27 protein-coding genes are annotated in these 19,791 nt (G+C 57.7%); 1 reads left to right on the plus strand and 26 read right to left on the minus strand.

Annotated features, from left to right (window positions below; translation table 11 throughout):
* Positions 1–5: 5 nt before the first annotated feature.
* The 26 genes from secY to rpsL all read right to left on the minus strand — a co-directional run bounded on the left by secY (position 6) and on the right by rpsL (position 16,956).
* Positions 6–1,415 (minus strand): preprotein translocase subunit SecY, encoded by a 1,410-nt coding sequence (secY, locus tag RBB81_RS23180; protein ID WP_179585618.1) that lies wholly within the window; start codon positions 1,413–1,415, stop codon positions 6–8.
* 93 nt (positions 1,416–1,508) lie between these two features.
* Positions 1,509–1,970 carry a 50S ribosomal protein L15 gene (gene rplO, locus RBB81_RS23185; RefSeq protein WP_179585620.1) on the minus strand — a complete coding sequence of 154 codons (462 nt, stop codon included), beginning with the start codon at positions 1,968–1,970 and terminating at the stop codon, positions 1,509–1,511.
* A 97-nt stretch (positions 1,971–2,067) separates the two neighbouring features.
* Positions 2,068–2,262, minus strand: coding sequence for a 50S ribosomal protein L30 (rpmD, locus tag RBB81_RS23190; protein ID WP_158943424.1), 195 nt, complete (start codon positions 2,260–2,262; stop codon positions 2,068–2,070).
* 40 nt (positions 2,263–2,302) lie between these two features.
* Positions 2,303–2,809, minus strand: coding sequence for a 30S ribosomal protein S5 (gene rpsE, locus RBB81_RS23195; RefSeq protein WP_218884479.1), 507 nt, complete (start codon positions 2,807–2,809; stop codon positions 2,303–2,305).
* 47 nt (positions 2,810–2,856) lie between these two features.
* Entirely contained in the window at positions 2,857–3,222 is a 366-nt protein-coding gene (rplR, locus tag RBB81_RS23200) for a 50S ribosomal protein L18 (protein ID WP_179585622.1), read from the minus strand.
* Positions 3,223–3,338: 116 nt separating this feature from the next.
* Positions 3,339–3,884: a 50S ribosomal protein L6 gene (gene rplF, locus RBB81_RS23205; RefSeq protein WP_179585624.1), complete on the minus strand. Its 546-nt coding sequence runs from the start codon at positions 3,882–3,884 to the stop codon at positions 3,339–3,341.
* Positions 3,885–4,009: 125 nt separating this feature from the next.
* The gene (rpsH, locus tag RBB81_RS23210) at positions 4,010–4,408 is read right to left on the minus strand and encodes a 30S ribosomal protein S8 (RefSeq protein ID WP_158790620.1); all 399 of its coding nucleotides are present in this window, start codon (positions 4,406–4,408) and stop codon (positions 4,010–4,012) included.
* Positions 4,409–4,569: 161 nt separating this feature from the next.
* Complete coding sequence (locus RBB81_RS23215) at positions 4,570–4,755, minus strand: type Z 30S ribosomal protein S14 (RefSeq protein ID WP_020715220.1); 186 nt, start codon at positions 4,753–4,755, stop codon at positions 4,570–4,572.
* A 61-nt stretch (positions 4,756–4,816) separates the two neighbouring features.
* On the minus strand, positions 4,817–5,365 hold the full coding sequence (rplE, locus tag RBB81_RS23220) for a 50S ribosomal protein L5 (protein ID WP_179636962.1): 549 nt from the start codon (positions 5,363–5,365) through the stop codon (positions 4,817–4,819).
* A 123-nt stretch (positions 5,366–5,488) separates the two neighbouring features.
* Positions 5,489–5,818, minus strand: a complete 330-nt coding sequence (gene rplX, locus RBB81_RS23225) for a 50S ribosomal protein L24 (protein ID WP_221270196.1) — start codon at positions 5,816–5,818, stop codon at positions 5,489–5,491.
* Positions 5,819–5,884: 66 nt separating this feature from the next.
* On the minus strand, positions 5,885–6,256 hold the full coding sequence (gene rplN, locus RBB81_RS23230) for a 50S ribosomal protein L14 (protein WP_158790617.1): 372 nt from the start codon (positions 6,254–6,256) through the stop codon (positions 5,885–5,887).
* Positions 6,257–6,321: 65 nt separating this feature from the next.
* Positions 6,322–6,666 (minus strand): 30S ribosomal protein S17, encoded by a 345-nt coding sequence (rpsQ, locus tag RBB81_RS23235; RefSeq protein WP_179585628.1) that lies wholly within the window; start codon positions 6,664–6,666, stop codon positions 6,322–6,324.
* 2 nt (positions 6,667–6,668) lie between these two features.
* Entirely contained in the window at positions 6,669–6,944 is a 276-nt protein-coding gene (rpmC, locus tag RBB81_RS23240) for a 50S ribosomal protein L29 (protein WP_353072308.1), read from the minus strand.
* A 39-nt stretch (positions 6,945–6,983) separates the two neighbouring features.
* Positions 6,984–7,418 (minus strand): 50S ribosomal protein L16, encoded by a 435-nt coding sequence (gene rplP / locus RBB81_RS23245; RefSeq protein WP_183768693.1) that lies wholly within the window; start codon positions 7,416–7,418, stop codon positions 6,984–6,986.
* 73 nt (positions 7,419–7,491) lie between these two features.
* Positions 7,492–8,166 (minus strand): 30S ribosomal protein S3, encoded by a 675-nt coding sequence (gene rpsC, locus RBB81_RS23250; RefSeq protein WP_158943402.1) that lies wholly within the window; start codon positions 8,164–8,166, stop codon positions 7,492–7,494.
* Between the two features lie 77 nt (positions 8,167–8,243).
* Entirely contained in the window at positions 8,244–8,765 is a 522-nt protein-coding gene (gene rplV / locus RBB81_RS23255) for a 50S ribosomal protein L22 (protein WP_353072309.1), read from the minus strand.
* A gap of 89 nt (positions 8,766–8,854) precedes the next feature.
* A complete protein-coding gene (gene rpsS / locus RBB81_RS23260; protein WP_158943398.1) occupies positions 8,855–9,142 on the minus strand; it encodes a 30S ribosomal protein S19 in 288 nt (95 codons plus the stop codon).
* Positions 9,143–9,264: 122 nt separating this feature from the next.
* Positions 9,265–10,089 (minus strand): 50S ribosomal protein L2, encoded by an 825-nt coding sequence (gene rplB, locus RBB81_RS23265; RefSeq protein WP_183792938.1) that lies wholly within the window; start codon positions 10,087–10,089, stop codon positions 9,265–9,267.
* 81 nt (positions 10,090–10,170) lie between these two features.
* Positions 10,171–10,464, minus strand: a complete 294-nt coding sequence (locus RBB81_RS23270; RefSeq protein ID WP_158943394.1) for a 50S ribosomal protein L23 — start codon at positions 10,462–10,464, stop codon at positions 10,171–10,173.
* Positions 10,464–11,162, minus strand: a complete 699-nt coding sequence (rplD, locus tag RBB81_RS23275) for a 50S ribosomal protein L4 (protein WP_179585640.1) — start codon at positions 11,160–11,162, stop codon at positions 10,464–10,466. The genes RBB81_RS23270 and rplD overlap by 1 nt, the downstream gene beginning before the upstream one ends.
* Positions 11,163–11,249: 87 nt before the next feature.
* Positions 11,250–11,990, minus strand: coding sequence for a 50S ribosomal protein L3 (gene rplC, locus RBB81_RS23280; RefSeq protein WP_179585642.1), 741 nt, complete (start codon positions 11,988–11,990; stop codon positions 11,250–11,252).
* 96 nt (positions 11,991–12,086) lie between these two features.
* Positions 12,087–12,404: a 30S ribosomal protein S10 gene (gene rpsJ, locus RBB81_RS23285; protein WP_013581294.1), complete on the minus strand. Its 318-nt coding sequence runs from the start codon at positions 12,402–12,404 to the stop codon at positions 12,087–12,089.
* Between the two features lie 128 nt (positions 12,405–12,532).
* Positions 12,533–13,720, minus strand: a complete 1,188-nt coding sequence (tuf, locus tag RBB81_RS23290) for an elongation factor Tu (protein WP_179636944.1) — start codon at positions 13,718–13,720, stop codon at positions 12,533–12,535.
* Between the two features lie 66 nt (positions 13,721–13,786).
* Positions 13,787–15,886, minus strand: a complete 2,100-nt coding sequence (gene fusA, locus RBB81_RS23295; protein ID WP_179585646.1) for an elongation factor G — start codon at positions 15,884–15,886, stop codon at positions 13,787–13,789.
* An 86-nt stretch (positions 15,887–15,972) separates the two neighbouring features.
* The gene (gene rpsG / locus RBB81_RS23300; RefSeq protein ID WP_158943903.1) at positions 15,973–16,443 is read right to left on the minus strand and encodes a 30S ribosomal protein S7; all 471 of its coding nucleotides are present in this window, start codon (positions 16,441–16,443) and stop codon (positions 15,973–15,975) included.
* A gap of 126 nt (positions 16,444–16,569) precedes the next feature.
* Positions 16,570–16,956: a 30S ribosomal protein S12 gene (gene rpsL / locus RBB81_RS23305; RefSeq protein WP_123489299.1), complete on the minus strand. Its 387-nt coding sequence runs from the start codon at positions 16,954–16,956 to the stop codon at positions 16,570–16,572.
* Between the two features lie 645 nt (positions 16,957–17,601).
* On the opposite strand from rpsL, the gene RBB81_RS23310 reads away from it, so the two are divergent.
* A complete protein-coding gene (locus RBB81_RS23310) occupies positions 17,602–19,752 on the plus strand; it encodes a S9 family peptidase (RefSeq protein WP_353072310.1) in 2,151 nt (716 codons plus the stop codon).
* The last annotated feature ends 39 nt before the right edge of the window (positions 19,753–19,791 follow it).

The raw sequence follows: 19,791 nt of genomic DNA on the forward strand, positions 1-19,791 counted from the left end.
ACTTCCTACCAGCTCTTGCGGCCACGGATGCGACCACTCTTGGGAGTGAAGCCGTCGTAGTGACGCATGATGAGCTGCGATTCGATCTGCTGGACCGTGTCCATGGCTACGCCGACAACGATCAGCAGCGAGGTACCGCCGAAGTAGAAGTTGACGCCGAGGCCGTTGGTCATCCAGGTCGGCAGCCGATCAAAGACCGAGCCGATGAGCCAGAGATGGTTGAAGTGGATTCCGCTGATGAGCAGCTGCGGAATGATGGTGATGATGATGAGATAGAGAGCGCCGACGAGGGTGATGCGGGTCAGCACATCGTTGATGAAGTCAGCCGTGCGCTTGCCAGGACGAATGCCGGGGATAAAGCCGCCGTACTTGCGCATGTTGTCGGCGATATCGTCTGGACGGAAGACGATCGAGATGTAGAAGTAGGCAAAAAAGATGATCGCGACCATCTGCAGCAGTTCGTACCAGGGCTCACCAGGAGCCAGAGCACGCAGGATTGGCCCGAAGAAGGATGAGTCCTGCAGAGAGTAGCCGAAGATGTGAGCGCCGGAGAAGAGCAGAGGAGCCGACAGGATGGAGCTGGCGAAGATAACCGGCATCACGCCGCCGGAGTTGACCTTGAGCGGGAGGTGAGTGGACTGGCCACCCATCATCTTGCGCCCAACGATGCGCTTGGCGTATTGGACCGGAATGCGACGCTCCGAGCGCTCCACGAAGACGATAAAGGCAACGACGGCGATCATACCCGCGATCAGGAGGGCAACAGCGAGGGGAGTCAGCGCACCCCAGGCGTTGTCGCGAACCTTCTCGTAGAGATTTTCGATGCCCTTCGGCAGGCCGACGACGATACCAGCGAAGATGAGCAGGCTCATCCCGTTGCCGATGCCGCGCTCGGTGATCTGTTCCCCCAGCCACATGATGAAGGCAGTGCCGGCAGTGAGGGTGATGACGCAGAGCGGGATGAAGGCGGCACGGGAGATGGTGACCATCGTCTGCCCGGTGCTGGTGTTCGTCAGTGTCAGCGCGATGGCAAACGACTGCACGATACCGAGCAGAACCGTGACGTATCGCGTCCACTGCGTAATCTTGCGACGCCCGAGTTCGCCTTCCTTCTGCAGCTTTGCAAGCGGCTCATAGATGACGGTGAGCAGCTGGAAGATGATCGACGCCGTAATGTACGGCATGATGCCGAGGGCAAAGACTGTGAGCTTCCGAAGGTTTCCACCCGAGAAGAGATCAACGAGACCGAGAGCCGAGCCGGAGTTCTGATTGAAGAACTGGGCGAGCATGTCGGCGTTGATGCCGGGGGTGGGGATGTGCCCGCCAAGGCGGTATACGGCCAACATGCCAAGCGTAAACAGCACGCGCTTGCGGAGGTCGGGAATTTTGAAGATGTTTGCGATTTTCTCGAACATCGGAAGCTGAAACCTCGGGGGTGAGACTGGCGTTCTGGTAAAACGGCGATGCGAGGGCGGTCGCCCTCGCCTGCCAATCATTCTAAATGCTGCTTAGCCGATCAGGATGGCCTTGCCGCCGGCCTTTTCGATTGCTTCCTGGGCAGTCTTCGAGAACTTGTGCGCGTGAACGGTCACTGCGGTCTTGATCTCCCCGTTATTCAACACTTTGATCAAAGCGCCTTTCTTGCGAAGGAGGCCAAGCTCGATGATCTTGTCGAGGGTGAACTCGGTGACATTCTCAGCAGCGACGATCTCGGCGACGCGGTCAAGGCCAAGGACCTGATACTCAACGCGGAAGATGTTGGTAAAGCCGCGCTTCGGCAGACGACGGTGAAGGGGCATCTGGCCGCCTTCAAAACCACGCATCAGCGATGAACCCGAGCGCGAGCCCTGACCCTTGTGTCCACGGGTCGAGGTCTTACCCATTCCCGAACCCATACCGCGGCCGACACGTTTCTTGTTTTCGTTCGCCCTCTTGGGGGCACGCAGATTGGAGAGATTACGGATTGCCATTGTTTCCTCGCTTAACGCCGGAGAAGCAGCTTCTGCTCTTCGCCGACTCGCTTATGAGTTAGCCCTTACGGGGTCGTGCTGTTATGCCGGATCGCGACTAGTCGACGACGCGGACGAGATGCGGGACCTTTGCGACCATGCCACGAATGGATGGCGTATCTTCGCGCTCGACGATCTGGTTGAGACGGGTAAAGCCGAGGCCCTTGATGACGAGCTTGTGCTTGACCGGGGTGCAGATCTTGGAACGGAAGTACTGCAGCTTGATTTTGGCGATTGCGTTGGTGTCAGCCATGAGAGAGCTCCTTGAATCTTGTTGGAGCAGGGGCAAGAGCTTAGAGCTCTTCCACTGCCTTACCGCGCAGGGCGGCGACTTCGGCCTTGTTGCGAAGCTGGATCAGAGCATCGAACGTTGCCTTGATGACGTTGTGTGGGTTCGCCGAACCGAGGCTTTTGGTCAGCACGTTCTGCACGCCGGCGGCGGTCATTACGGCGCGAACCGTCTTGCCGGCGATGACGCCAGTACCTTCCGGGGCTGGCTTCAGCATCACCTGGCCTGCGCCGAAGTGGCCGAGGACCTGGTGAGGAATCGTGCTCTCAGTCAGATTGACCTTGTGCAGATTCTTCTTGGCCGACTCAATCCCCTTGCGAATGGCCTGGGGAACTTCCTTGGCCTTGCCGGAGCCGTAGCCGACAACGCCTTCCGCCGGGTCGCCGATGACCACCAGCGCGGCGAAGGACATATTCTTACCGCCCTTGACGACCTTGGTGACGCGGTTGATCGAAACGACCTCATCCTTCAGATTGAGGCGGTTCGCATCGATTTTTTTCTTCATTGCCATAATGTCTTATCCAGCTTTCTGGCGGCCAATCTGGCGCCGTGGGAACCTTAGAAATCGAGACCCGCTTCACGGGCTGCATCGGCGAGGGCTTTGACGCGGCCGTGATACAGATAGCCACCACGGTCAAACACAATCTTCTTGATGCCCTTCTCCTTCGCGCGCTCGGCGATCAGCTTGCCGACTTCGGCAGCCGCGGCAATGTTTCCGCCGTACTTCTTCTCTTCGGTCTTCTTGCCCATAGAAGAGGCAGAGGTGATCGTGACTCCGTTGAGATCGTCGATGAGCTGCGTGTAGATGTGGTTGAGCGAGCGATAGACGTTGAGGCGTGGACGCTCGGCGGTACCGGACATCTTCTCGCGGATGCGGGTGTGAACGCGCTGGCGGATCACATTGCGCTGACGTGGATTGATCATGATTGACTTTCCTTCCTAGTGGCGTCCCCAGAGTGCTGAGGACGTTCGGTTATTGAAACTAATGTTGAGTGGCTGCGTGAGGAGCAAGTCAAATCTCACTCCTCACGCAGCGCAGATTACTTCGCTCCGGTCTTGCCGACCTTCTTCTTCAGCTTCTCGCCGGTGTAGCGGACGCCCTTGTTCTTGTAAGGGTCGGGTTTGCGGAGAGAGCGCATGTCTGCAGCGATCTGGCCTACCTTCTGCCGATCGATGCCGGAGACGGTGAGGTGAGTCTGCTTGGGGTCGATCTCGACAGAGATACCGGTTGGCAGAGGAAACTCGATGGGGTGAGAGTAGCCCAGGGTGAAGACCACCATGTTCTTCCCCTTCAACTCGGCGCGGTATCCGATGCCGACGATGTCGATCTCTTTGGTCCAGCCGGTGGTGACGCCGGTGACAGCGTTGAAGACCAGCGCGCGGGCGAGGCCGTGAAACGCCGCCTGCTTATCCGTCTGGCGCTCGGTGATCAGGTGGCCATCCTTCTGGACGAGGGTGATTCCGCCAGGCAGCATCGCGCTGACCTTGCCCTTGGGTCCTTCGACCAGGACGGTGTTGCCGTTCTCGCTGACCGTGTACTTGACGCCGGCGGGTAGAGCGATCGGCTTCTTACCAATACGTGACATAACGAATCCCTTTTTGTGGCTTGCGAGTCGCTTAAGGTCTCTAAGTTCCACTGCAGCCGATGAGCCGATGGCTCGAATGCACCTTTCCAGAATTGAATCCCGGAAAGGACTTTGTTTCTTTTTCTTTACCAGACTTCGCAGAGGATCTCGCCGCCAACACCTTCGCGACGTGCCTGACGGCCGGTCATGACACCCTTGGGGGTGGTCATGATGGAGATGCCAAGACCACCCTGAACGCGGCGGATCTCGTCGCGGCCAAGATACACACGGCAGCCGGGACGCGACACACGCTGCAGGTCGCGGATGACAGCCTCGTTGTTCGGGCCGTACTTCAGGTAGACGCGGATGACCTTCATGCCATTCTCTTCGGTCGGCTTGTAGTTCGCGATGTAGCCTTCTTCTTTGAGAATGCGGGCAATCTCGGCCTTGAGCTTGGATGCGGGGACGTCGAGCTTCTGGTGACGCGCACGGATAGAGTTACGGATGCGGGTCAGGAAGTCTGCTACTGGATCAGTGAGGTTCATTCATTCTCCTTCATCCCCCGTTCGCTCACGAGTGTCTCTCGCAAGAACCAGCGGGAATGTCTGTTTCGGGTGATACGTCCAGACTTCTGCACCATAAGCTCACGCCCTGATGAGGTCTCTGGAGTAAGTGTGCGGCTGAGCCGCACATGAATCCTTTTATTCTACCAGCTCGACTTCACAACGCCCGGAATCTCTCCCTTGAGGGCGAGCGAACGGAAGCAGAGACGGCATACGCCGAACTTCCGCAGGAAGGCGCGGGGACGACCGCAGAGCTGGCAGCGGTTGTGCTGGCGAGACTTGAACTTCGGTTTCCTTGCGTCTTTGACGCGCTTTGCTGTAGTTGCCATGTGTTTTGCTCTCTATCTTTAGTGCAAATCTGTTCGAGGCCCGTGGGCCTGGCTTCGTGAACTATGCTCCAACGCGGAAGGGCATACCAAAGCTCTTCAGCAGGGCGCGGGCACCGTTGTCATCCTTCGCCGTCGTGACGATGGTGACGTTCATACCCTTCAATTTGTCGACCTTGGCGTAGTCGATCTCAGCAAAGATCAGCTGATCGCGCAGGCCAAGGGTGTAGTTGCCGCGGCCATCGAAGCTCTTCGAAGAGACGCCGCGGAAGTCGCGGACGCGGGGAAGCGCAATCGAGATGAGGCGGTCAAGAAACTCGTACATCGTGTCGCCGCGTAGGGTCACCATCGCGCCGATGGGCATGCCCTCGCGCACCTTGAAGGCTGCGATGGACTTCTTGGCCTTGGTGGTCACAGGCTTCTGGCCGGCGATGGAGGCAAGATCGGCCACCAGGGGATCCATGATCTTGACGTTCTGGGTGGCTTCGCCGAGACCCATGTTGATGACAATCTTCTCGAGCTTCGGGATCGCCATGGCGTTGGTGATGTTGAGCTCTTTGCCCAGCGCCTGCTTGATCTCGCTCTCGTACTTTTGCTTCAGACGTGCTGCCATGATTTTTCTTCGCTTTCTCCACGATTTCCGGGTTGGATTTGAGCCCGTGTACCGATGCGTGGGGTGAACCGTTGAACCAGAATTTGAACTGCTGCTACATGAACTAAACTTTGCTGACTTTCTTTACTTCTTCTTCTCAGCGATGGTCGCGCCGCTGGTCTTCGCGAAGCGTACCTTGGTGTCGCCTTCAAAGCGCGATCCAACGCGGGACTTCTTCCCGTCGCCATCGAGCAACATCACGTTCGAGACGTGAATGGTGGACTCCTGCTCCGCGATGCCGCCCTTGATGTTCCGCTGGGGGTTCGGCTTCACGTGCTTCTTCACCATCATCACACCCTCAACCAGCACGCGATTCTTTTCAGCGATGACGCGAAGAACCCGGCCCTGCTTGCCCTTGTCCTTGCCTGCGATTACTTCGACCTTGTCATTACGCTTGATCTTGATGCCTGCCATAGCTCTCTCTTTTCCTCGACGATCGTGAAACCTCGGAGCCGGACTCCGATAGAAAATAGAAATTGATTAGATGACCTCAGGCGCGAGCGAGACAATCTTCAAAAACTTCTTCTCGCGAAGCTCGCGGGCAACCGGTCCAAACACGCGGGTTCCGACCGGCTCGTTGGCATCATTGATGACGACAGCGGCGTTCTGGTCGAAGCGGATATACGTGCCATCGCGGCGGCGATACTCCTTGCGCGTACGGACGATCACAGCCTTGACGACTTTCCCCTTCTTGACGGTGCCATCGGGAGAGGCTTCCTTGACAGCTGCGGTGACGACGTCGCCGAGGCCTGCCTTCTTGCCGAGACCACCACCGAGGGGCAGGATCACCTGCAACTTGCGTGCGCCGGAGTTATCGGCCACATCAAGCATTGTTCTCATTTGTACTGACATCGTTCTTCTCCTGGGTGATACGGCCGGGGCTTATGCCCCAGGCTTGAACTTGATAAACGCTAAGACTACTTCGCTTCGGCAGCGTGAGCGGCGGCGGATTTCTCTTCCGCCAACGCGAGCGACGAGCGGCGAACGATCTCCTCGAGCGACCAGCGCTTGAGCTTCGACAGAGGACGCGCCTCGCGGATGCGAACCACATCACCCACGCGAGCCGAGTTCTGCTCGTCGTGCGCGTAGAACTTCTTGTTCGACTTCATCACGCGCTTGTACTTGGGGTGCGCCTTGCGCATCTCGATCTCGACGACGATCGTCTTCTGCATCTTGGTCGAGACGACCAGACCCACCTTCTCATTGCGACGCGAGGTCTGAGCTTCGGGAGTTGCGGCTGCGGTGTTGGTTGTATCTGCCATGATTAGTCCTTCTTCGCTTTCTTGCGGGCGGTGCGAGTGCTCTTGGCCGGCGCAACGTTGGCGACGACGGGGTTGGCGGCCTTCTCGGCGGCCAGAGTGCGCTGCCGTTCGACGGTCTTGATGCGGGCAATGTCCAGCTTGAGCGTCCGCAGCTTCTTGATGCCCTCATTGTTGCCGAGGCTCTTCTGGAAGCGAATGCGGAAGAGCTGCTCGGCGGCCTTCACCTGCTCGCTCTTGAGCTCGTCATCACTGAGATTACTGATTTTTTCGAATTCCATTGTCTTTTCCTTAACTACTGAAAGCTACTTGGCCCGGTCTTATTTGGTAACAACCGTCGCCTTGACATCGTGGCGCTGAACGAAGCTGGTCTTGAGCGGGAGCTTGTGTGCCGCGAGACGCATCGCCTCTTTGGCAAGCTCCGGGGTGACGCCTTCCATCTCGAACAGGATGCGGCCCGGACGAACAACGCAGACCCAGTGATCCGGAGCGCCCTTACCCTTACCCATACGGGTTTCGGCAGGCTTCTTCGTGATCGGCTTGTCTGGGAACAGACGGAGCCAGACCTTACCGCCACGCTTGATGAAACGAGTCATCGCGATACGGCTGGCTTCGATCTGGCGGTCGGTAATGTAACCGCACTCCATCACCTTCAGGCCGAAGTCACCGAAGGAGAGATCGGAGCCGCGCCACGCTTTGCCCTTCATTCGTCCGCGCTGCTGCTTGCGGAACTTGACCTTCTTTGGCATCAACATAAGAAAACCCTCTTCACTCTTTCAGGGATACGTTCAACACGCTCCCCGGAAACTCCGGCCAGGCCGGGAAAACTTAGCTTGCGAATGCGCCAGTGGTAACGCCCTGGTCGCGACGCTTCTTCTGTTCGTAAATATCGCCGCGATAGACCCAGGTCTTGACGCCGATGATGCCGTAGGTGGTGTGCGCCTCAGCAAAACCGTAGTCGATGTCTGCGCGCAGCGTGTGCAGCGGCAGACGGCCCTGGAGATACCACTCGGAGCGGGCGATCTCGTTTCCGTTGAGACGACCGGAGACGCGGACCTTAATTCCCTTGCAGCCAAAGCGGAGCGCGGAGTCAACCGACTTGCGCATCGCGCGGCGGAAGCTGACGCGCTTCTCCAGCTGCAGCGCGATGTTCTCGGCAACCAGCTGAGCATCAAGCTCCGGCTTGTTGACCTCAAGAATGTCAATAAACACTTCGCGGCTGGTGCGCTTCTGAATGTCGGCCTTGAGCTTGTCGATTTCGGCGCCCTTGCGGCCGATGATGATGCCCGGACGCGCGGTGCGGATGATCAGGCGCAGCTTGTTGCCTGGGCGCTCGACCTCGACCGAGCTGACACCGGCTGCCTTCAACTTCTCGCGCAGCTCAGCCTTCAGCTTGACGTCTTCGACCAGCAGCTTGTCATAGCCGCGTTCCACGAACCAGCGTGACTTCCACGGCTTGTTGATGCCGAGGCGCAACCCATACGGATGGACTTTCTGTCCCATAGCTTCCCTTTACTCCGTGCCCTCTCCGGTTGAGCCGGTGGGCGGTAGTGCAAAACTTTAAGTTTACAAGAAACTGCTTACTTCGCGGCCTTTTTTGCTGCGGGCTTCTTGCCGGCTGCCTTCTTGGCTGCGGGCTTTGCCGCAGTCTTGCTGGCTATCTTCTTCGTGCTCTTCTTCTTGGCTGGAGCCGGAGTCGCATCAGCGGCTGCGCTGATCGCAGTGGCCGACTTCTTCTCCGCAACCGTGACGATGATGTGTGCGAGTCTGCGCTGGTAGCGGAACGCACGGCCCATTGGAGCAGGGCGGATGCGCTTCATACGCGGACCTTCGTTCGCAATTGCGGTACGGACGTAGAGGTTATCGACATCTACGTCGAGCCCCTGCTCCTGCGAGACGTAGGTCGCGTTCTGGATCGCCGAACGCAGAACCTTCTCGACCACTGGCGCCATGCGCTTGGTGCTGAAGTGAACGGTGTTGAGCGCCTGCTCGACGCGAAGTCCCTTGATCAGATCCAGGACAAGCTTCGCCTTCTGCGGGCTGGTGCGCTGAAACTTAGCTTCTGCGCGAAACTCTCTGATTTTTTCTGCTGCCTTAGCCATAATCTTCGTCCTTCAAAACTTCTGCTTCGCTGCCCGACATCCGTTGCCGCGGGCTCGCGGTCTTACCTAACTGCAACCGTCGGCCCGATTTATTTGGGCTTCGCGGAGGTCTCAGCGGCACGCGCGGAGTGGCCCTTGAAGGTGCGGGTGGCCGAAAACTCTCCGAGCTTGTGGCCCACCATGTTCTCCGTCACGTACACCGGAATGAACTTGCGGCCGTTGTGTACGGCAATGGTATGACCGACGAAGTCCGGGTGAATCGTAGACCGGCGCGACCAGGTGCGCAGTACTTTCTTGTCATTGACCTGGTTCATCCCCACAATCTTCTTCATGAGGTGATCGTCGATGAAAGGACCTTTTTTCGCTGAACGTGACATTTTGCTAAGCTCCGACTTTCTTGTTGCGATGCTGGATACGACGAATCTCTTGCTTGCGAGACTTGGTGTTGCCCTTTGCTGCGGAACCAAAAACTAACAACATTTACTGAAAAGCTGTTTCTTTACTTCGTACGACGCTTCACGATGAAGGTATCGGTCCGCTTGTTGTTGCGGGTCTTGTATCCGCGAGTCGGCTGACCCCAAGGAGTAACCGGGTGACGACCGCCAGAGGTCTTACCTTCACCACCACCGTGCGGGTGATCGACGGGATTCATCGAAACACCACGGTTGGAGGGGCGAATACCCTTCCAGCGATTGCGTCCAGCTTTACCGATCGTGACGTTCTCGTGGTCCGTGTTGCCAACCTGGCCAATGGTCGCCATGCACTCAACAAGAACCTTGCGGGTCTCGCCCGAAGGCAGCTTCAGAAGAGCGTAGTCGCCTTCTTTGGCGATCAGATTGACCTGGGCTCCGGCTGAACGAGCCATCTGTGCGCCCTTGCCCGGACGAAGCTCGATGTTATGCACAATCGTTCCGGTCGGGATGAACTTCAACGGCAGAGCGTTGCCAACGAGAATATCGGCCTCCGGGCCGCTCATGATCGACTGACCGACGGTGAGGCCGATCGGCTGAATGATGTAACGCTTCTCGCCGTCCGCGTAGTGGATCAGCGCGATGCGCGAGCTGCGGTTCGGATCATACTCAACCGTCGCCACCGTACCGGGGATCCCGAACTTGTCGCGCTTGAAGTCGATGAGGCGCAGCTTCTGCTTGTGACCGCCACCATGGTGACGCATCGTGAGACCGCCGTTGTTGTTGCGGCCGCCGGTGCGCTGCTTGACTCCGAGCAACGGCTTGTGCGGCTTGTCCGTCGTGATGTCATCGTTGACAAGCTTCGTCGCGAAGCGGAGTGATGGGGTAATCGGTCGAAATGATTTGATCGGCATCGTCTTTATTCCCTTGCCCGCGCTGCTAATCGCTTAGCGGCGCTTCGGTCCTGAATTCTGTTACTCGCGAAACAATCTCGCTTAGAGGCTGTTGAGGTACTCCGGCATCTTTTCGCCATCTTTCAAGCGAACGTAAGCCTTCTTCCAGTCGGGGCGGTAGCCGGCGAACTTACCCCGGCGGCGCTCCTTGCCCTCAACGGTCGCGGTGCGAACACCAGTGACTTTGACCTTGAAGAGTGTTTCAACAGCTTGCTTGACTTCGGTCTTGGTGGCCTTCAGGGCGACTTCGAACACCAGGGTGTTCTGTGTCTCCTTGACGGTCATGCCCTTCTCAGTAATGAGGGGGCGGCGAATGACGGTATAGAGAGTTGGCATTACGCAACCTCCTTCTGCGCGGCGGCTTTGCTGCGCTCATCTGTTGCCTTACTGCGCTTGGATACAAACTTCTTGAGAGTGTCCTGAAGAGCTTCGATGGCATCCTTCGAGAAGACAGCGTGCTCATAACGGAGCAGGTCGTAGGGATGAACCTCGGAGCTGAGAACCAGTTCCACACCCTGCAGATTGCGCGAGCCCAGGTAGAGCTTCTCGTCAAGCTTGCGGCTGCTCTCAACCAGCAGAGTCGTCTTGCCCGCTTCGAGCTTGTTCAGCGCGGTGCGGAAGAGCTTGGTCTTCGCCTCGGCAACTTCGAACGAGTCGACGATGGTGAATTTGCCGTCGTTGATCTTCGCGGAGATCGCAGAGCGGAGGGCACCCATCAGCTTCTTCTGCGGAAAGGCGTACTCGTAGCTACGTGGCTTCGGTCCATGAACCGTACCACCACCACGCCAGAGCGGAGTCCGAATCGAACCAACACGCGCACGGCCCGTTCCCTTTTGCTTCCAGAGCTTCTTACCTGCGCCCGATACCTGATTACGGTTCTTGGTTGCGGCGGTTCCCTGCCGAAGAGCGGCACGGTAGTGCTTCACCGACTCCCAGAGGAGGCCGTCGTTGATCTCTGCCGCGAAGACCTCGTCGACGAGTTCGAACTCTCCGACCTTCGCTCCAGCGAGATTTACTACATTGATGTTTGCCATCGTTCTTCTCTCTCTTTGCGCGCCATCGATGCGGCGAGCCATAACCTTGTTTGCGGCTTCATGCAGCAAGCCTTTTCAACCGACTACTTATTTCTTCTTGGACGGTGCAGCCTTCTTGGAAGCCTTCAAAGCGTCCTTCGTTGCTGCGCCCGCAAATCCACGACGCTCGCGCGGCGGAGCCTTTGCCTTCGAGATCAGCACGAAACCATCACGCGGGCCGGGTACTGCGCCTTCCACCAGCAGAAGGTTATCCTCAAGATCGATACCGCGAATACGCAGGTTGCGAACCGTGATCTGTGCGTGGCCCATGTGACCAGGCATACGCTGACCAGGAAAAACACGCGAGGGAAACGAAGAAGCACCGATCGAACCCTGCACTTGGAACATGTGGCCGTGCGACTTAGGACCGCCACCAAACCCGTGGCGACGAATGACGCCGGCAAAACCGCGACCCTTCGAAGTGCCAATGACGTCGACGAAGCGCTCGTCATTGAAAATGTCGACCAGGACGCGATCGCCAGCCTTGGCTGTAACCTTCTCTTCGCCTTCAACAGTCTTCACTGCTTCGAGCTCAACTTCCTTGATCATCCTGACCGGAGGAACGTTCGACTTTGCGAAGTGGCCAGTCATCGCCTTATTGATCTTCGAAGCCTTCACAAAGTCAACGTAGCCGATCTGCGCGGCTTCGTACCCGTCCTTCGCAAGCGTCTTTAACTGAGTGATCACGCATGGACCAGCCTTCAGAACGGTCACAGGGTGAATATCACCGCGCTCGTCGAAGATCTGCGTCATGCCGACTTTTTTTCCGAGAATTCCTACTACTGACATTGGAGCTTCCTTTCCTCATCATGCTGGACTCGAAGTTCAGCACTGCCGGGTTAATACTTCTAAAGCGAATCCTGAAACACTTCGCCGAAAAATTCTTTACTTCTGAACCGTCTTGATCTCTACATCGACGCCCGCGGGCAGATCAAGCTTCATCAGTGCGTCCACGGTCTGCTGGGTCGGCTCGAGGATGTCGATCAGCCGCTTGTGCGTGCGGATCTCGAAAGCCTCGCGTGACTTCTTGTCGACGTGGGGCGAGCGAAGAACGCAGTACTTGTTCTTCATCGTCGGCAGCGGAATCGGACCCGCAACCTGGGCTCCGGTACGCTTGGCCGTCTCGACGATCTCACCGGTCGACGTGTCCAGCACGCGGTAGTCATATGCCTTCAAACGAATTCTGATTCTTTGTCCAGCCATTTTGGGTCTCTTTCACGCTACTCAAAGATCGTTTGGAGTAACTGCCGGCCATGAACTTCTGCACGAACCGGCAGCCCTCGATTTTCAAAACAGCAACAACCAAAAAACTTCTCTGTGGTGCACTTTCTTTACTTGATGATCTCGCTGATGGTGCCGGCTCCGACGGTGCGTCCGCCTTCGCGGATGGCGAAGCGCAGACCCTTCTCCATCGCGACTGGCGTATGCAGCGTGATCTCCAGCTGGATGTTGTCGCCGGGCATGCACATCTCGGTGCCCGCAGGCAGCTTCGCCGAACCCGTCACGTCGGTCGTGCGGAAGTAGAACTGGGGACGGTAGCCGTTGAAGAACGGAGTGTGACGTCCGCCCTCTTCCTTCGACAACACGTAGACCTCGCCCTTGAAGTCGGTGTGGGGCTTGATCGAACCGGGCTTGGCCAAAACCATCCCGCGCTCCACATCTTCCTTCGCAATACCGCGCAGCAGAAGACCCGCATTATCACCAGCCAGACCCTCGTCCAGCTGCTTCTTGAACATCTCGACGCCGGTGCAGACCGTCTGGCGGGTCTCGCGGAAGCCGACGATCTCGCAGGCCTCGCCAACCTTCACCTTGCCGCGCTCGATACGGCCCGTCACCACGGTGCCACGGCCCGAGATCGAGAAGATGTCTTCGATCGGCATCAGGAACGGCTGGTCGACCGCACGCTCAGGCTGCGGAATGTACTTGTCCACCGCCGCCATCAGCTCGTCGATCTTGGCCTCCCACTGGGCTTCGCCGTTGAGCGCGCCCAAGGCAGAACCGCGAATGATCGGAGTGTCGTCGCCAGGGTAGTCATACTTCGACAACAGCTCGCGAACTTCCATCTCCACCAGCTCGATCAGCTCTTCGTCCTCAACCGCATCGCACTTGTTCAGGAAGACAACGATGAAGGGAACGCCAACCTGACGCGCCAGCAGCACGTGCTCCTTGGTCTGGGGCATCGGGCCGTCGGTCGCAGCCACCACCAGGATCGCGCCGTCCATCTGCGCCGCTCCCGTGATCATGTTCTTGATGTAGTCCGCGTGACCCGGGCAGTCGACGTGCGCATAGTGCCGGTTCGGGGTCTCGTACTCGACGTGCGAGGTCGCAATCGTGATACCACGCTCGCGCTCCTCAGGAGCATTATCAATCGTGTCGAACGAACGAAATTTGTTGTTCGGGTTGTGCTTGGACAACACCTTCGTAATCGCCGCCGTCAGCGTCGTCTTGCCATGATCGATGTGCCCGATCGTCCCGATGTTTACGTGCGGCTTTGACCGGTCAAACTTTTCCTTGCCCATGACTGCTCTCCGTGTTTCCTGTGTTTCGTTGACTTCTAAAGTCCTGCGAAGACTAACGCCTCGCGATTACTTTGCGTTTGCTTCTTTGCCCTGCACCTTGGCAATGATCTCTTCCGAGACCGAGCGAGGCGCTTCTTCGTACTGCTTGAACTGCATCGAGTAGTTCGCGCGACCCTGCGTGGATGACCGCATGTGAGTGGCATAACCAAACATCGTGCTCAGCGGAACCGTGGCCTTGATCGCCTGCGTGCCACCGACCATCTCCATACCTTCGATACGACCGCGACGGCTATTGAGATCGCCGATGATCGTGCCCATGTACTCCTCAGGAACAGTCACTTCGACAGACATCACCGGCTCCAGCAGGACTGGCTTGGCCTTGCGGGCAGCTTCCTTGAAGGCCATCGATCCGGCGATCTTGAACGCCATTTCGTTCGAGTCGACATCGTGATAGCTGCCGTCGTAGAGAGAAACCTTGACGTCCACCATCTCGTAGCCAGCCAGAATGCCACGCTGCATCGCGTCCTGAATTCCCTGATCGATCGGCTTGACGTACTCCTTCGGAATAGCGCCACCCTTCGTATCGTTGGTGAACTCATAACCCTTACCCGGCTCGTTGGGCGAGATACGGATCTTGCAATGACCGTAGTTACCCGAACCGCCGGTCTGACGGATGTACTTACCTTCAGCATCGGAGTTCGCACGGATGGTCTCGCGGTAGTTCACCTGGGGCTTACCAACGTTGGCTTCGACCTTGTACTCACGCATCATGCGGTCGACGATGATCTCAAGGTGCAACTCGCCCATGCCGGCGATGATGGTCTGGCCCGAGTCAATATCGGTGCGAACGCGGAAGGTAGGATCTTCCTGCGCCAGCTTGGCAAGAGCCATACCCATCTTCTCCTGGTCGGCCTTGGTCTTCGGCTCTACAGCCACCTCGATAACCGGCGCCGGGAAGTCGATCGACTCAAGCACAATAGGATGCTTGTCCGTGCAGATGGTATCGCCCGTGACGAGATTCTTCAGACCAACCGCAGCGCAGATATCGCCTGCGAGGATCTCGGTAATCTCTTCACGCTTGTTGGCGTGCATCTTCAGCAGGCGGCCAATACGCTCCGTCTTGCCAGTACGCGGATTCAGCACCGAGTCGCCAGTCTTCAACTGACCCGAGTAGACACGGATGAAGATGAGCTGACCAACAAACGGATCCGTCATGATCTTGAAGCCAAGTGCCGAAAACGGCTCGGCATCATCAGCCTTGCGGATAACCTCTTCTTCCATGTTGTCGGGGTTGTGGCCGATCATGGGAGGAATATCGAGCGGGCTGGGCAGGTAGTCGACAACTGCATCAAGCAGCGTCTGAACACCCTTGTTCTTGAAGGACGAACCGCAGAGCACCGGAAAGATGTTCATCGCGATGGTCGCCTTACGAATGCCGGCCTTGAGCTGAGCCTCGCTGGGCTCCTGCCCCTCAAGATAGAGATGCATGATCTCGTCGTCAGAATCAGAGACAGCTTCGATCAGCGAAGCTCGTGCAGCCTTAGCCTTCTCGAGCAGATCGGCGGGAATCTCTTCCACCGAATACTCGGCGCCCATGGTCTCATCGTGCCAGTAAATAGCCTTCATCGTAACGAGATCGACGACACCAAGAAACTTCGCCTCGGCACCAATCTGAATATTGATCGGCACTGCGCGCGCGCCCAAACGATCAACAATCGTCGAGGTCGCATAGACGGCGTCCGCGCCGGCCTTGTCCATCTTGTTGATGAAGCAGATCCGGGGAACCTTGTACTTGTCAGCCTGACGCCACACAGTCTCAGACTGTGGCTGCACACCGGCAACCGCGTCAAAGCAGGCGACCGCACCGTCAAGGACGCGCAGCGAACGCTCCACCTCAGCCGTGAAGTCCACGTGGCCCGGGGTGTCGATGATGTTGATCCGGATATTCTTCCAGGTGCAGGTCGTCGCAGCGGAGGTAATCGTAATGCCGCGCTCCTGCTCCTGCTCCATCCAGTCCATGGTCGCAGTTCCCTCGTGCACTTCTCCGATACGGTGCGTGATGCCCGTATAGAAGAGAATGCGCTCGGTCGTCGTCGTCTTGCCGGCGTCGATGTGCGCCATGATTCCGATGTTCCGGCAACGATTCAGAGGTGTAGTGCGTGCCACGATCTATCTCTCATCTGCGAGCATCTGCTCGCGGTAATAACTGCGTTCAACCTAAAATCCAAAAATGACGCTGCTGGAGAAGCGAATTACCAGCGGTAGTGTGCGAAAGCCTTATTGGCTTCGGCCATACGGTGAACGTCTTCCTTCTTCTTCATTGCGGCGCCACGGCCGTTAGCCGCATCGAGCAGCTCAGCAGTCAGCTTCTCAACCATGCCCTTCTCGCCGCGTGCCCGACCGTAAGTCACCAGCCAGCGGATCGCGAGCGAAGTACGACGCTCCGGCAGAACTTCGATCGGAACCTGGTAGTTCGCACCACCAACACGGCGGCTCTTGACCTCGAGAAGCGGCTTGCAGTTCTCGATCGCCTTCTTGAACAGCTTGAGGGCTTCGTCGCCACCCTTCTGCTCAAGGTTGGTCATGGCGGTGTAGAAGATGCCCTGCGCGGTTGACTTCTTGCCACCCCACATCATCGAGTTGACAAACTTCGTGACCAGGGTCGAGTTATAGACCGGGTCTGCAGCAACTTCACGCTTAGCGATGTAACCTTTTCTCGGCATTGCTCTCTTCTCGTCTTCCTTCAGGACCGTAGAACTCTCAAGCCCTGAACCTGATTTATGCAGCCTGCCAAATCCATCTGGCCAGCCGGGGTTGATCTAAAAACTCCAAACTACTTTAACCGCAAACTACTTCGCGGCAGCAGCCTTCGGACGTTTCGCGCCGTACTTCGAGCGGCTTTGCTTCCGGTTGGCCACGCCGACCGAGTCGAGCGTGCCGCGAACCACGTGGTACCGAACGCCCGGCAGATCCTTTACACGGCCGCCGCGGATCAGCACAATCGAGTGCTCCTGCAGATTGTGACCGATGCCCGGGATATAGGTCGTAACCTCAATACCGTTGGTGAGGCGAACACGCGCAACCTTGCGGAGAGCCGAATTCGGCTTCTTCGGGGTCTGGGTGTAAACGCGGGTGCAGACGCCACGGCGCTGGGGCGAACCCTGAAGCGCGGGGCTGGCGGTCTTATAACGAGTGGGCGTGCGGCCCTGCTTGACGAGCTGATGGAACGTAGGCACTAGAACTCCTTGTTAATGCGCGCGAAACATTACAACCAAACTTATGTGAGACGCGCAGGTAGGATTGAACTCCGCCTCTTGCAGTACATACGCCGTACACGCAAAAAAGTGAGAACGCTGAAGCGTCTCTGACGAAGATCTTCCCTGCTGCGTCTGTAAACCGGTACAACAAACCAGACGTAAACAGTCGACGGTGGTCGAGCGTCTTTCCCTCAATTTCAAGGATGAGCCGACTCCGTTTCGCTGTCCCGGCCCGCATAGCCCATCCAGGGTGGAGGGTGTCGCAGGCACGATTGCGATAGGCCGCAGACGAACGACATTCAGATCCAATGAATCTAGCGAAACACAGATCGGGAATGTCCTGCGGTGAATCTCTTGTATCCAGTATAACGCAATCGTTCTCAACCCGTCTTGCGACAGGAGGCGAACCTAAGATCACGTGGGTTTTTCTCCACCCATCCGTGCGTCGAGCTTCCCCTACGACACGGTCCGGATACTCGCGGAACCTTCTTACAATAGCAATTCGACCGCAAAACGTCAAACTTTTCGTCGATTTTCCCATCAAAAATCGGAGATTGCACAAGCCGGGATGCGGTCGCCGCCTCTATGACAAAGAGGCCACCCCCTCCATGCTAGGCTTTTCGCATGGCTTTGGTAGATCTTCGCAGGTGCTCGCTCTCTTTTGGTTTCATCGCCTTTACCGTTCTATCGACATTTGGAACCACCATCGCAGCGAGAGCAGAGGCCGACAAGACCTCCTCAATCCCCAAAGATCCCCGGATTGGTTCGCTCATTGAGACGCTTGGCCAGACTAAAAACCCCACCTCCGTAGCCATCTCGCCCGACGGAACCACCGTAGCCTGGTCGGTCCGGACCCACGAAGGCAGTCAGATTCAATTGTCAGACGTTGCGAATCCTGATGCCGCCAAGGAAAAGATCGTCACCACCGGCTCAGGAGCGACCAACTGCAGCAGCTCCGATCCGAAGTGGTCGCCTGACGGAGAAGCCCTCGCCTTCATCTCCGACTGCACCGCAAAGACTGATCAGCCGGGACAAGAACAGGTCTTTCTCTGGTCGAAAACCTCAGGCGAATCCAAGCAACTCACGCACCTCAAAGGCGGACTGGACTCCCTCGCCTGGTCACCAGACGGAAAGTCGATCGCTTTCCTCTTCGTCGAAAATGCCACACGCAGCGCAGGTGCTCTAGCCGCCATGAAGCCATGGTCGGGCGTCATCGGCGAAGATTCGTTGGAAATTCAAGGAGTGTACGGAGTCGACATCTCGGCCGGAAAAGGTGCATGGCTTATTCCGGCTACACCGGATCAACATACATATGAATTTGCCTGGTCACCCGATTCGAAGCAGATTGCTTTCGTTGCCGCGAGCGCACTTGGCGAAAACAACTGGTGGGTGGCAAAGCTCTTCGCAACAAAGGTGGATCAGATCCTTCATGGAGAAGCTGCGGGCTCAAAAAGCGCAAATGCCTGCGTTTATATTGAAAACCGGTGTTATTACCAAGCGCGGATGGTCCTTGATCCAAGGAGTGTCTCAGGTCCTCTCCACAACCTACAGATCGCCGTCCCCCGCTGGTCCCCAAACGGCACACAGATCGCCTTCATCGGCGGCATCATGAGCGACCAGGGATCCACCGGCGGCGATCTCTACCTGATCCCCTCCGCCGGAGGCGAACCGAAGGACCTCACCCCAGGCCGCGCCGCATCCATCGCCTACTTCGGCTGGGCTGGCCCCGAACTCATCGCCCTCGCCGAACACGTAGGCGGCAACAGCCACCTCACCGCCCTCGATCTCGCCACTGGCAGAGACATCCCGCAGGCCAGCGTCACCTTCCCAGAAACCATCGGTGCCGGCGGCCTGGCAATGAGCGTCTCCCTCTCCCACGAGCACACCATCGCGCTGATTCGCAGCTCCTTCGACCGCGCCCCCGAGGTATGGGCCGGTTCCCTCCACGACCTCAAGCAGATCACCCACCTTAACGACGGCCTCAAGCCCTCATGGGGCAAGACTGAGAACATCGAATGGACCAATGACGGCTTCAAGGTCCAGGGATGGCTCCTCTACCCCGCCAACTATGACCCCACAAAAAAATATCCCCTCCTGGTCAGCGTCCACGGCGGCCCCTCCGCCGCCGTCACCCCGCGCTGGCCCGGCGTCGGTTACGGCGGTGTTCCATTTTCCGCACTCGGATACTTCGTCTTCATGCCCAACCCGCGCGGCAGCTACGGACAAGGCGAGAAGTTCACCCAGGCCAACATCAAGGACTTCGGCTACGGCGATCTCCACGACATCCTCGCCGGCATGGACGTCCTCGAAAAACGGTTCCCCATCGACAAGAACCGTGAAGGCCTCACCGGCTGGAGCTACGGCGGCTTCATGACTATGTTCGGAGTCACCCAGACAACGCGCTTCAAGGCCGCGGTCGCCGGAGCAGGCATCAGCGACTGGAAGAGCTACTACGGCGAAAACTCCATCGACCAGTGGATGGTGCCATTCTTCGGCAAGACCGTCTACGACGATGCCGACGTCTACGCCAAGAGCTCCGCAATCGAATACATCAAGAAAGTAAAGACTCCAACCCTGGTCGTCGTCGGCGATCGCGACGGCGAGTGCCCCGCTCCGCAGAGCTTTGAGTTCTGGCATGCTCTCCGCGCCGAAGGCGTAAAGACGCAGTTGGTGATATACCCGAACGAGGGGCATGCGTTCCACGACCCCGCGCATCGCAGAGATGTTCTCGAGCGGGCTCTCAACTGGTTCGAGACAGAGATGCCCGCGAAATAGAGATAAGCCTTCAGGTCTCGCCCCGTCGGCGATTTTTCA

This window comes from Tunturibacter gelidoferens (assembly GCF_040358255.1).
Lineage (GTDB): Bacteria > Acidobacteriota > Terriglobia > Terriglobales > Acidobacteriaceae > Edaphobacter > Edaphobacter gelidiferens.